This is a genomic window from Microbacterium aurugineum, from assembly GCF_023101205.1.
Classification (GTDB): domain Bacteria; phylum Actinomycetota; class Actinomycetes; order Actinomycetales; family Microbacteriaceae; genus Microbacterium; species Microbacterium aurugineum.
On the sequence record NZ_CP078078.1, the window covers coordinates 785,768 to 798,230 of the forward strand.

A 12,463-nucleotide genomic window follows, 5' to 3' on the forward strand; every position below is an offset into this window, starting at 1 on the left:
GAGCGAAGACAGCATTCGCTCCTTCAGAGCATGAGATCTCCTTCGTGTGGGTGCCCGGGCGTAGGGTCGAAGCATGGCCAACGTCGCTGAGAACATCGTCAAGACTCTGCACGCCAATGGGATCGACCGGGTCTACGGCATCCCCGGGGACTCGCTGAACGGCTTCACGGACGCCCTGCGCAAGGACGGCACGATCCGATGGGTGCACGTGCGCCACGAGGAGTCCGCCGCGTTCGCCGCCGCTGCGGATGCCGCCACGACGGGAGAGCTCGCGGTCGTCGCAGGATCCTGCGGACCGGGCAACCTGCACCTCATCAACGGACTGTACGATGCGAACCGCTCGCGTGTGCCGGTGCTCGCCATCGCCGCGCAGATCCCCACCACCGAGATCGGCACGGGGTACTTCCAGGAGACGCATCCGCAGGAGCTCTTCCGCGAGTGCAGCGTGTACGTCGAGTACGTCGCCGATCCCGCACAGATGCCGCGCCTGCTGGAGATCGCCATGCGCGCCGCGATCGAGGAGCGCGGCGTCGCGGTGCTCGTGATCCCGGGGGACGTCGCCCTCGCCGACATCGCCGACGATCGCACCGTCGTGATCGAGCGCAGCCATCCCGTGATCGTGCCGAGCGCTGCGGAGCTCGAGAAGGCGGCGACGCTGCTGAACGCGGCGAACAGCGTCACGATCCTCGCGGGTGCCGGTGTGGAGGGCGCCCACGACGAGGTCATCGCCCTCGCCGACACGCTCGGCGCGCCGATCGTGCACGCCCTCCGCGGCAAGGAGTTCATCGAGTACGACAACCCCTTCGACGTCGGGATGACGGGGCTTCTGGGCTTCGCCTCCGGATTCCGCGCGATGGAGGCCGCCGACGCCCTGCTCGTGCTGGGCAGCGACTTCCCCTACGAGCAGTTCTATCCGGACGGTGCGAAGACGATCCAGGTCGACATCCGGGGTGCACAGCTCGGGAAGCGGCATCCCCTCGATCTGGGGCTGGTCGGTGACGTGCGCGCGACCGCCGATGCCCTGCGGCCGCGTCTGGCACGCAAGGACGACCGGAGCCACCTCGATGACGCCACCGCCCACTATCGCAAGACGCGCAAGAAGCTCGACGAGCTGGCGGTGCCCGCGAAGGGCGACCGCCCCATCCATCCGCAGTATCTGGCTCGGCTCCTGGACGAGTACGCGACCGACGACGCGATCTTCACCGCCGACGTGGGGTCACCGACCGTGTGGGCGGCCCGCTACCTGTCGATGACCCAGGACCGCCGGCTGATCGGTTCGTTCACGCACGGTTCGATGGCCAATGCGCTGATGCACGGGATCGGGGCGCAGGTGGCTCACCCCGACCGACAGGTCGTGGCCCTCGCGGGTGACGGTGGTCTCTCGATGATGCTCGGTGAGCTGCTGACCCTGACGCAGAACGAACTGCCCGTGAAGACCATCGTGGTCAACAACTCGTCGCTGAACTTCGTCGAGCTCGAGATGAAGGCCGCGGGCTTCGTGACGTACGGGACCGGATTGGAGAACCCCAGCTTCGCCGCGATCGCCGAGGCGATGGGGATCTTCGCCCGTCGTGTGGAGCGCAGCGAGGATCTGCCGGAGGCCGTGCGCGAGGTGCTCGCCCACGACGGCCCCGCCCTGTTGGACGTGGTGACGGAACGGCAGGAGCTGTCGATGCCGCCCGCGATCGAGGCCGCCCAGGTCAAGGGCTTCGCGCTGTACGCGATCCGCACGGTGATGTCCGGGCGCGGAGACGAGCTCCTCGACCTCGCCAGGGCGAACTGGCGCCAGCTCTTCTGAGCGGGCGCTCAGCTCTCCAGATGCGAACGGATCTCGGCGGCTTCACCGTGCCGACCGAGCGACTCGAAGACGTTGCCGAGTTCGAGTGCGGCCACCTGCAGCAGGGGAGGGTGGCCGGCGGCGTGCTCGATCGCACTGCGGTAGACGGGTACCGCATCGGCTGACCTGTCGTTTCCGGCGAGCACGCGTCCGGCGAACAGCTCAGAGCTCCCTGCAGAGCCCAGGTCTCCGAGCGCGGCGAACCCATCGGCGGCGGTGAGCGCGGCCGCGACCGCCTCGTCGATCCGGCCGAGCTCGGCGAGAGCGCGACCGCGCGAATCCGTGACATCGGCGAGGAGCCACCCCGCCTCGTGCTGCTGCGCGAGCGCGGCGACCTCGTCGAAGAGCGCGAACGCCCGCGCGTCACCACGACCGCCGTACGCCTGCCCGAGACTGTGCAGCACCTCGGTCAGCGCTCCGACGGCGTCGGGTGCGCGGCGCACGATCTCGGCGGCCGCCTCCAGCAGCCCGATCGCGTCCTCCTGTTCGTCGAAGCGTGCGAGGATCTTTGCCTGCTCGGTCATCGACATCGCCTGATCGGCGTGCTCCTCGGCCTGGCCGAACAGTTCGGAGGCGTAGCCGTGCGCACCGACGGCCTGGCCGAACTCACCGGCCGCGCCCAGGGCGCGGGCCAGCATCGATGCCGTCATCGCACGGGAACCGGCGGCCACCTCCGCGATCTCCTCCCGTTGCAGCACATCGCCGAACAGCTCCGCCGCTTCCTCCGCATCCCCGACCCGCAGCATGGCGCGCGCGAGACGGAAGTCGACCCCGGTGGAGTCGCCCCCGGCCTCTCCGGCGATCCGCGACGCGAGACGATAGCGCGAAACGGCCTTCTCAGGCTCTTCCGCGTCCTCCCAGAGGGCCCCGGCGAGCAGGTGCGCATCGCCGAGCGCGCGGGTCGCTCCCAGCTCGGCGAGCAGCCGGCAGACCTCGTCCGCATCGGTGGCGCCTTCGACGTAGCTGTCGGTGCCGCCGCGCACCCGCGCCCTGATCTGCAGGGCCTGTGCCCGGTGCCCGGTGCTGAGGTCGTCCTGGGCGAGGAAGCGGTCGAGCAACGTGATCGCCGGTTCCAGGTCGCCCTTGCTCAGCACCGCCGAGATCGCCAGCAGGGTCGTGGTGTTCGAGAGGCGCACGTCCTCGGCCTCGGCGAACGAGCGGGCGGCGACCTCTGCGAGATCCAGTGCCGCATCCGCCTCGCCCGCCTGCAGGTGCAGTGCGGCGCGGCTGATCGCGAGGTCACCGCGCGACCAGGCCGGAAGCGAAGCCGCGTCGGAGATCGCCTCTTCCAGCGCGGCGGTCGTCTCGGGGGTGTTCAGCCCGAAGGTCGCGAGCTCCAGGCGTTCCTCCAGCGCGGCTTGCTCCTCGCGACCGGCGGCCCGGAGCGCGGCGATGCGCTCGGGCAGCAGCTGCAGGGCCTCCTCGGCGCGGTCGAGGGCGATCAGGATGCCCAGACGCATCGACAGCAGCTGGGCGCGCTTGTCGGGGTCCTCCACCGCGAGAGCCAGGGGGAGAGCGTCGAGGGTCTCGTGCTCGGCCCCGAACTGGGCGAGCTGCATCGCGCGCTCGAACCATCCGTCCGCATCCACCGGGGCGGCGGACGGGGTCGGGGCGACGAACGCGTCCGAGCGGATCGGCACGTCGTACTGCTCCGTGGCGAGGGCGCGCATCCGGTCCAGACTGCGGGCGTGTCCCCGGGTCCCGTCCCGCTCGTCGAACGCGGCGCCGATCCGCTCTGCGGCGGACCAGGCCGCCGCGGCGAGGTCGGTCGCGCTCCAGGGGCCGTCGTGCGCGCCGAAGAACGGGACGAGGGAGGGAGCGTCCGCACCGCGCACGGGGGTGTCGCCGTGCCCCGCGGCGGTGACCCGGTCCAGGGCCACGGCGAGGGCGGCGAGGGCGGCGAAATGCGCGTCGACGTTCAGTCCGTCGTGCGCCAGCCAGGCGATGTGCTTCTCCACCATGGTGAGTGCCCGCGCCTCGTTGCCCGTGATCGCGGCGAAGACGATGTTGTTGGCCACGATGCGGAGGTTGTCCGGGTTGTCCTTCGCCAGGCGGTAGCTGCGCAGGTGGGCGGTCTTCGCCTCCGCCGGGCGGCCGGCGCGGAGGTAGGGGAGCAGGGCCCGGGAGAGCGCATGCTCCGGCTCCTCGCCGCAGGAGAAGCCGCCCTCGATCATCTCCTCGACCAGCTGGATCGCCTCGTCGTCGCGGTCGGTGTCCGCATAAAAGCCGGCGACCTGACTGCGACCGCAGGCGTCGCAGTGACTGTGGTCGTCGCGGGGAGTGGCCTCGAGCTGCACGCGCAGCGCCTCGGCATCGTCCATGCGACCGGCGTCCCACGCATCCTCGAAGCGTGCGGTGAGCACGCCGCTCAGGCCGAGTCCGGCGGCGCGGTAGTGTGCCTCCATGTCGTCCAGCACGGCGGCGATCTGCTCCTGCGAGAACGCGGGCGAGGACCGCAACGAGGAGGCCATCCACTTGAACTGCCACATCAGGTCGGCGCCGCCGTTGTCGAGGTCGGCGGGGAACCGCTGCGGATCCGCGTCATGGTGCGCGAGGCACCACGCGAACGAGTTCAGCATCACGTCGGTCGCGCCGCCCATGTTGGCCGAAGCGGTCTGCCGCATCCGCGCCTCGTACTCGAGGCGCTCGTCGCCGACCTCGACCGCCAACGCCACGGCTTCCGCGACGAGGGCCTGCTCGGCGGGGCCCCAGGGCGTGCGATCGATCTCCTCGATCAGCTGCTGGAAGCGCTTCTTCGGACGTGCCATGGACGGAACCCTTCGATGGAGAGTCAGCGGACGTCGTCGAAGGGGATCTGATCCCCTTCGAGGCCGGCCGAGAGCGAGACGAGATCGGCGAGCGCACTCGTCATGAGCGCGCGGTCGGCGTCGGCGAGCGGATGGTGCCCGGCGAGCAGCGCCTGGATGTAGAGGAGCTGCACCGTGCGGGCGAACACGGCGTCGTCGTGCACGCGCACCAGCGCGCGGACGACACGGTTCGACCAGTTCAGGCACAGACGGGCACGGAGATCTTCCTGGCGTCCGGACGACAGCGTCCGGTCGATGCGGTCCAGCACCCCGCCCCAGAGCGCCCCGGTGACGCCCTTGGTGCGGCCGCGGTCGATCGCGCGCAGCACCTCGGGGTCGGCGACGTAGAGTCCTGCGAGGTCGGGGCGGTCGATGGAGCGCACCACCACGGAGCATCCGGATGCCGTGAGCACGGCCTCGGCGCGGGCCTCCAGTGCGACGGCGGCATCGCGGTCGTCGAGCGGCGGAGGATCGAGGCGGTCCAGCTCGGCGGTCACATCGACCTGCTCGACCGTGACGTGCGGGTACAGGTCGGGAAGCATCCGGATCAGATCGGCGTCGTAGAGATACCCTCCGTTGACCAGGACCTCGCCGCCGGGGGAGATGCCGGCCACCTGGCGGAACTCGTCCACGGTGTTCGCGTACCGGATGTGCGGGTGACGCTCGACGAGGTCGCCGATCCGGAGGGTGCCGTGCGTCGTCTCGACGGTCAGCCAGCGGGAGATGAAACGGGCCAACTCCTCGTCGTGGCGGACGAGCGACTTCAGCCCGACCTCGTGCACGGCGACGAACTGCGCCAGGCGGTGCGGCTCGCTCAGTCCGAGCTCGAGCACCCAGCGGCGGATGCCGGCGCCGAGCTGCTCGCGCACGCGCTCCAGGGCGTCGTCCTCGACGAGCGACTCCCGGCTCGCGGTGGGTGCGAGCCCGGTGGAATCCACCACGGCGCGGACGAAGAAGGCCCACTCGGGCAGTACGTCGTCGACGCGCTCGGAGAGGAGCATCCGTCCCAGATACATGCGCGTCGCCTGACGTGCACCGGGAGGCGGGGCGTAGGGCAGCACGTAGGCGAGGCCGCGGGTGCCGGTGGCCGGCTCGCTCAGCTCGATGACATCGAGAGGGCCGGCCCCGAGGAGGTCGCGTCCGTAGCTCACGGCGGCCTCCGGGTCCTGCGCGGCGTCGAGGAAGGGCGCGTCGCGGGTGATGTCGATGTCGCCGGAGGCGGTGTCGATCGTGACCCGCACCGGCAGGAACTCCCCGAACGTCGTCGCCAGCTCGTGCACGCTGGCCGGGCGCAGCAGGTCTCCGGCGTCGAAGCGCGGGACGAGGTGCACGCTGGTGCCGATCGGCAGGTCCTCGTCGATCTCGGCCACCTGGAACGTGCCGTCCGCACTTCCCGTCCACTCCACGCAGGCCCCGCCGCGGGCGCTGCGGGAGCGGATGACGATCGTGTCGGCGACCATGAAGCAGCTCAGCAGTCCGATGCCGAACTGTCCGAGGTAGTCGCTGCGCGGCAGGTCGAAGATGTCGCGCTTGGAGCTTCGGCCGACGGTCGCGAGCAGATCGGCGACCTCGGTCGCGGTGAGCCCCACGCCGTCGTCGCGCAGCACGAACTCGCCGCTCTCGGCGGTCAGCGGAGTGATCCGGATGCGTCCGCCCCCGCCGTCGACCTCGCGACGCGCCGTGATCGCGTCGCGGGCGTTCTGCAGAAGCTCCCGCAGGTACACCCGGGGGCTGGAGTAGATGTGTCGACTGAGCAGATCGACGACTCCGCGCAGATCCACTTGGAACTGCTGCACTTCAGCGCTCACCGGCGCTCCCTCCTCCTGCACACGCTCGCCGAGCCTAACAAGAACACGCCATCGCGATCCCCGGTTCGGCGCGACCGGATCGATGCCGTATGCTTGTGGGGCAGTTGTTGTCTGCATTCTTTCGCCATGCCTGGGGTCTCCCGATCACGGTCACGGCGGCAGAATGGGGAGAACACCCCGAGACCTCCCGGTCTCTAGGGCGGTAGCTCAATTGGCAGAGCAGCGGTCTCCAAAACCGCAGGTTGCAGGTTCGATTCCTGTCCGCCCTGCGCGTCAGCGCAACGCTGACACACGAAAGGTACATTCAGGATGGATCAGGACGAACCGCGCGGCGAGGTCGTCGCGGCCGGCGCCACCCGCGAGAAGAAGGGCAACCCCTTCTCCCGGTTCTTCGGGAGCATCGCCCTGTTCATCCGCCAGGTCATCGCCGAGCTCCGCAAGGTCGTCACCCCGACTCGCAAGGAGCTGTTCAAGTTCACCGGTGTCGTGCTCGTCTTCGTGATCATCGTCATGGGCATCGTCTACGGCTTGGACACGCTGTTCGCATTCGTGACGCACTGGGTGTTCGGAATCCCTGGCTGATGACCCCCGCGGCTCACGCCGCAGCTATGGAGAAGAAGCAACGTGTCTGAACGATATTCCGACGACGCCGACTGGGCGACCGCCGCAGAGCAGTCCAGCGAGGAGGACGAGGCCCAGGAGGGCAACGTCCTCGCCGCGGAGGAGCTCTCGGTCACCTCGGCCGAGCACGTCGCGGTCCACGTCGAAGGCGAAGACGGCGAAGAAGACGGCACGGAAGACATCGACATCGACATCGACGACCCGGAGGCGGACGCGATCGTGAACGACGCTCTCAACCTGGACGAAGCGGCAGAGTCTGAGGCTGCCGCTGAGGTCCTCAACGAATCTGTGGCCGAAGAGGCCGCCGACCACGACGCGGCTGCGGCCGAAGAGGTCACCCCCTACGACGGTCCCGAGGTCGGTGCCGATGAAGTCCAGAGCGACGAGGACTCCGCGGCGGACGAGGGTGCGGAAGAAGACCCGTACGAGGCCTTCCGTATGGACCTGCGCATGCTCCCCGGCAAGTGGTACGTCATCCACTCCTACGCCGGTTTCGAGCGCAAGGTGAAGGCGAACATCGAGCAGCGCAAGTCGACGCTCGAGGTCGAGGACGAGATCTACCAGGTCGAGGTCCCGATGGAAGACGTGGTCGAGATCAAGAACGGCCAGCGCAAGATGGTCACCCGCGTGCGCATCCCCGGCTACGTGCTGGTGCGCATGGAGCTCACGGAAGACACCTGGTCGGTCGTGCGTCACACCCCGGGTGTCACCGGCTTCGTGGGCAACGCTCACAACCCGACGCCGCTGCGCTTCGAAGAGGCCTTCAACATGCTGAAGTCGCTCGTCGAGGTCAAGGACGTCCCCACGGCCAAGAACATCGCGTCGAAGGGCGGCGTCGCCGTCGCTCGTCCGCTCCCCGCCGAGGTCGACTTCGAGGTCGGCGAGACCATCACGATCAAGGAAGGCTCGTTCGCGGGGCTTCCCGGTTCGATCAGCGAGATCAAGCCCGAGAGCGGCAAGCTCACGGTCCTCGTCTCGCTCTTCGAGCGCGAGACCCCGGTCGAGCTGTCGTTCGACCAGGTCACCAAGATGGTCTGACGCACACATCCTTCACGAGAACGGCCGTCCCTTTCGGGGCGGCCGTTCTCGCGTCCCCCCGTCCCCCGGTCCCCCGGTCCCCCGGTCCCCCCGTCCTCCGGTTGCGGGATCAAATACGCGCCCGGGAACCCTCCGCGAGGAACGTTTTCGATCCCGCAACCGGCAGGGACGGGAGGGGACGGGCGGGGACGGACGGGAGGGAACGGGACGGGGACGGGACGGGGCGGGGGATGAGGTAAGATTGTGTGGTTTGTGTGCCGCTTCGGCGTGCGCAGAGACGACCACGGTTCGGAAACGCCGGATCTGTGGGAGAAGCGGATGCTCCGGCATCCGATTCGATGAAAGGAAAGAGAATGGCACCGAAGAAGAAGGTGACCGGCCTGATCAAGCTTCAGATCAACGCCGGTGCAGCCAACCCGGCGCCGCCGATCGGCCCCGCGCTCGGTCAGCATGGCGTCAACATCATGGAGTTCTGCAAGGCGTACAACGCCGCGACCGAGTCGCAGCGCGGCAACGTCATCCCCGTCGAGATCACCGTCTACGAGGACCGCAGCTTCACGTTCATCCTGAAGACCCCGCCCGCCGCGGAGCTCATCAAGAAGGCCGCTGGCGTCGCCAAGGGCTCTTCGACCCCGCACACCGTCAAGGTCGCGAAGATCACCAAGGACCAGGTCCGTCAGATCGCAGAGACCAAGCAGGCCGACCTGAACGCGAACGACGTCGAGGCTGCTATCTCGATCATCGCCGGCACCGCCCGTTCCATGGGCATCACGGTCGAGGGCTGAGGAGAATAATCATGGCTACCAAGTCCAAGGCTTACAAGGCTGCCGCCGAGAAGATCGAGGCAGACCGTTTCTACACCCCGGCCGAGGCCGTCGCCCTCGCGAAGGAGACCGGCTCGTCGAAGTTCGACTCGACCGTCGAGGTCGCGCTGAAGCTCGCTGTCGACCCCCGCAAGGCGGACCAGATGGTGCGCGGCACCGTCATCCTGCCCCACGGCACCGGTAAGACCGCCCGCGTCATCGTCTTCGCCACCGGCCCCGCGGCCGAGGCAGCGATCGCCGCAGGTGCGGATGAGGTCGGCGGCGCCGAGCTCATCCAGAAGGTCGCCGACGGCTGGACCAACTTCGACGCCGCGGTCTCCACCCCGGAGCTCATGGGCCAGGTCGGTCGTCTCGGAAAGGTGCTCGGACCGCGCGGTCTGATGCCGAACCCGAAGACCGGCACCGTGACCCCGAACCCGGCCAAGGCCGTCGAGGAGATCAAGGGCGGAAAGATCGAGTTCCGCGTCGACAAGCACGCCAACGTGCACTTCGTCGTCGGCAAGGCCTCCTTCACCGCAGAGCAGCTGGGCGAGAACATCGGCGCAGCGCTCGAGGAGATCGTCCGCCTCAAGCCGTCGAGCTCGAAGGGCCGTTACATCCAGAAGGGCGCCGTGTCGACCACGTTCGGCCCCGGCATCCCGCTGGACGTCAACGCCATCTGAGTCTGACTCGCAGAGAACGCCCCCGGGTTCGCCCGGGGGCGTTTTCGCGTCCCTGCACCCGGCTCCGCGTGCGCGGTGAAACGAAACGTCATCGGATGAGGGAAACCGGCGGCCCCCGCGTACTGTGAGGAAGTTCCCGCGCCGGTCACGTAAACTCGCACCGCGCTTCACACCCCAGGAGGGTCCATGTCCCGTCGTCTCATCGCCGTCACCGCACTCGTCGCCGCTGCCGCGGTGCTCACCGCCTGCAGCGGGTCGAGCACCCCCGCGAGTACTCCGGGCGGCGGAGAGGGATCCGCGAACGCCGACTTCGGGCTGGTGCAGGAGGGCACCCTCACAGTCGCGACCGAAGGCACCTATCGGCCCTTCAGCTTCCACGACGACGGCGGCGCGGGCGACCTCACGGGCTTCGACGTGGAGATCATCCAGGCCGTCGCCGACAAGCTGGGCCTCGAGGTGAAGTTCCAGGAGACGCAGTGGGATGCGATCTTCGCCGGGCTGGATGCGGGACGGTTCGACGTCATCGCGAACCAGGTGTCGGTCAACGACGAGCGCGAGGCGAAGTACCTCTTCAGCACGCCGTACACGGTCTCGCCCGGCGTCATCGTGGTGGCGGACGACGACGACTCGATCTCGTCCTTCGCTGATCTCGACGGCAAGTCCACCGCGCAGTCGCTCACGAGCAACTGGTATGAGCTGGCCACGGATTCGGGGGCCAAGGTCGAAGCGGTCGAGGGCTGGGCTCAAGCCGTCGAGCTGCTGCGCCAGGGGCGTGTGGATGCGACGGTCAACGACAAGCTGACCTTCCTCGACTACGAGACCACCAACAGCCCCACCGGCCTGAAGATCGCGGCCGAGACGGACGAGGCCGGCACCCAGGCCTTCGTCTTCACCAAGGACAAGGAAGCGCTGGTCGAGGCCGTCGACGGCGCGCTCGAGGAGCTCCGCGCCGACGGCACCCTGGCCGAGATCAGCGACAAGTACTTCGGCGAAGACGTCACGAAGTAGCCGATGGAGAGTCCCTGGCAGCTGTTCCTCGATGCGCTCGGGCCGATCGCCTGGGCGGGTCTGACGGCGACGGTGCCGCTCGCGTTGCTGTCGTTCGCGCTGGGACTCGCGATCGCGGTCGGTGTCGCGCTCATGCGGATCTCGGTGAATCCGGTGGTCGCGGGGGTCGCGCGCTTCTACATCTCCGTGATCCGGGGCACGCCCATGCTCGTGCAGCTGTTCGTGATCTTCTACGGCATGCCGTCGGTAGGGATCACGCTGGACCCGTGGCCGAGCGCGATCATCGCACTGTCGCTCAACGTCGGCGGCTACGGTGCCGAGGTCGTGCGTGCGGCGATCCTCTCCGTCCCGAAGGGGCAGTGGGAGGCCGCCTACACGGTCGGCATGAATCGCACGCGGACGCTCACGCGCATCATCCTGCCCCAGGCGGCGCGGGTGTCGGTGCCGCCGCTGTCGAACACCTTCATCTCCCTCGTCAAGGACACCTCTCTCACCTCGCTGATCCTGGTCACGGAACTGTTCAAGGTGGCGCAGCAGATCGCCGCGACGACCCTCGAGTTCATGGTGGTGTACCTCGCGGCCGCGCTGGTCTACTGGGTGTTCTGCCTGGTGCTCTCCTTCGGACAGAGCGCCCTCGAGAGGAGGCTTGACAGCCGTGTCGCCCACTGAGAACACCACCGACGCCCTTCTCACCGCCCGCGGTCTCCGCAAGAGCTTCGGTGACAATGAGGTGCTGCGGGGCATCGATCTGACGTTGCACCGCGGCGAGGTCGTCGTGCTCATCGGCCCCAGCGGTTCCGGCAAGACCACCGTCCTGCGAGCGCTCAACGGACTCGAGACCCCGGATGCCGGCACGATCGTGGTCGCGGGTGGCCCCGACCTCGACTTCGCCCCGTCGGCGAAGCCATCGCCGCGGGAGCAGAAACGCAAGCGGCTCGCGCTCCGGGACCGCTCCGCGATGGTGTTCCAGCATCACAACCTCTTCCCGCATCTCACCGTGCTCGAGAACGTCATCGAGGGGCCGTGGCGGGTGCAGGGGCGCCCGAAGGCCGAGGTCGTCGCCGAGGCGCTCGTGCTGCTCGACAGGGTGGGGCTGAGCGACAAGGCCGATGCGCGTCCGCATCAGCTCTCGGGTGGGCAGCAGCAACGGGTGGGCATCGTGCGTGCCCTCGCCCTCAAGCCCGACCTGCTGCTGTTCGACGAGCCGACCAGCGCGCTCGACCCGGAACTGGTGGGCGAGGTGCTCCTGGTCATCAAGGAGCTCGCGGACGAGAACTGGACGATGGCGGTCGTGACCCACGAGCTGAGCTTCGCCCGCGAGGCCGCGGATCATGTGCTGTTCATGGACGGCGGGGTGGTCGTCGAACAGGGGCCTCCTGCCGAGCTCTTCCGCGCGCCGAAGCACGAGCGCACGCAGCGTTTCCTCACGCGCATCCTCCGCCCGCTCGACGGCGCCTGACCACTCGCGGTCGCGGGCGACGGCTGGAAGGATGACGTGATGGGCACCATCGACGACTACCTCGCTGAACTCGACCCCGCGGATCGTGAGGCGATCGACCGGGTCTACGCGGTCGCCCGCCGGGAGGTTCCGGATGCGGAACAGGGCAAGGGATACGGCATGCCGGCACTCGTGCACCGCGGCAAGGCACTCCTCTCGGTGATGCGCGCCAAGAAGCACATCGGCATTTACCCGTTCAGCCCGGACGCGGTCGCGGCGGTCGCGGGCCTGCTCGAGGGCGGTCCCGGGATCAGCGTCGACAAGGGCACCATCCGATTCCAGCCCGAGCATCCGATCCCGACCGCGGTGCTCGAGAGCCTCGTGCGGGCGCGGCTCGCACAGATCGACGGAGCGTGAACG

The 12,463-nt window shown here is 68.7% G+C and carries 11 protein-coding genes and 1 tRNA gene; 10 read left to right on the top strand and 2 right to left on the bottom strand.

The annotated features are described in order from the left end of the window. Window positions 1-73: 73 nt before the first annotated feature. A complete protein-coding gene (gene poxB / locus KV397_RS03845) occupies window positions 74-1,798 on the top strand; it encodes a ubiquinone-dependent pyruvate dehydrogenase (protein ID WP_261812199.1) in 1,725 nt (574 codons plus the stop codon). Window positions 1,799-1,806: 8 nt separating this feature from the next. Here the strand turns inward: poxB and KV397_RS03850 are convergent, their stop codons facing one another. Together KV397_RS03850 and KV397_RS03855 are read right to left on the bottom strand one after the other, a co-directional pair. After that, window positions 1,807-4,605, bottom strand: a complete 2,799-nt coding sequence (locus KV397_RS03850) for a hypothetical protein (protein ID WP_261812200.1) — start codon at window positions 4,603-4,605, stop codon at window positions 1,807-1,809. A 23-nt stretch (window positions 4,606-4,628) separates the two neighbouring features. After that, window positions 4,629-6,452 (bottom strand): HSP90 family protein, encoded by a 1,824-nt coding sequence (locus KV397_RS03855; protein ID WP_261812201.1) that lies wholly within the window; start codon window positions 6,450-6,452, stop codon window positions 4,629-4,631. A gap of 196 nt (window positions 6,453-6,648) precedes the next feature. On the opposite strand from KV397_RS03855, the gene KV397_RS03860 reads away from it, so the two are divergent. The 9 genes from KV397_RS03860 to KV397_RS03900 all read left to right on the top strand — a co-directional run bounded on the left by KV397_RS03860 (window position 6,649) and on the right by KV397_RS03900 (window position 12,460). Beyond that, window positions 6,649-6,721: transfer RNA gene (locus KV397_RS03860), tRNA-Trp, on the top strand. A gap of 40 nt (window positions 6,722-6,761) precedes the next feature. Further along, window positions 6,762-7,034, top strand: coding sequence for a preprotein translocase subunit SecE (gene secE, locus KV397_RS03865; protein WP_017201518.1), 273 nt, complete (start codon window positions 6,762-6,764; stop codon window positions 7,032-7,034). 42 nt (window positions 7,035-7,076) lie between these two features. Beyond that, window positions 7,077-8,111, top strand: a complete 1,035-nt coding sequence (gene nusG, locus KV397_RS03870; protein WP_047522345.1) for a transcription termination/antitermination protein NusG — start codon at window positions 7,077-7,079, stop codon at window positions 8,109-8,111. 353 nt (window positions 8,112-8,464) lie between these two features. Continuing rightward, entirely contained in the window at window positions 8,465-8,896 is a 432-nt protein-coding gene (gene rplK / locus KV397_RS03875; RefSeq protein ID WP_033106100.1) for a 50S ribosomal protein L11, read from the top strand. A gap of 11 nt (window positions 8,897-8,907) precedes the next feature. Next, window positions 8,908-9,597 carry a 50S ribosomal protein L1 gene (rplA, locus tag KV397_RS03880; protein ID WP_047522875.1) on the top strand — a complete coding sequence of 230 codons (690 nt, stop codon included), beginning with the start codon at window positions 8,908-8,910 and terminating at the stop codon, window positions 9,595-9,597. Between the two features lie 186 nt (window positions 9,598-9,783). Beyond that, complete coding sequence (locus tag KV397_RS03885) at window positions 9,784-10,605, top strand: amino acid ABC transporter substrate-binding protein (RefSeq protein WP_134352065.1); 822 nt, start codon at window positions 9,784-9,786, stop codon at window positions 10,603-10,605. Window positions 10,606-10,608: 3 nt separating this feature from the next. Then, complete coding sequence (locus KV397_RS03890; protein ID WP_047522873.1) at window positions 10,609-11,274, top strand: amino acid ABC transporter permease; 666 nt, start codon at window positions 10,609-10,611, stop codon at window positions 11,272-11,274. Next, window positions 11,261-12,064 carry an amino acid ABC transporter ATP-binding protein gene (locus KV397_RS03895; protein ID WP_153242767.1) on the top strand — a complete coding sequence of 268 codons (804 nt, stop codon included), beginning with the start codon at window positions 11,261-11,263 and terminating at the stop codon, window positions 12,062-12,064. The genes KV397_RS03890 and KV397_RS03895 overlap by 14 nt, the downstream gene beginning before the upstream one ends. Before the next feature lie 39 nt (window positions 12,065-12,103). Then, window positions 12,104-12,460, top strand: coding sequence for an iron chaperone (locus KV397_RS03900; protein ID WP_153242765.1), 357 nt, complete (start codon window positions 12,104-12,106; stop codon window positions 12,458-12,460). Window positions 12,461-12,463: the final 3 nt, after the last annotated feature.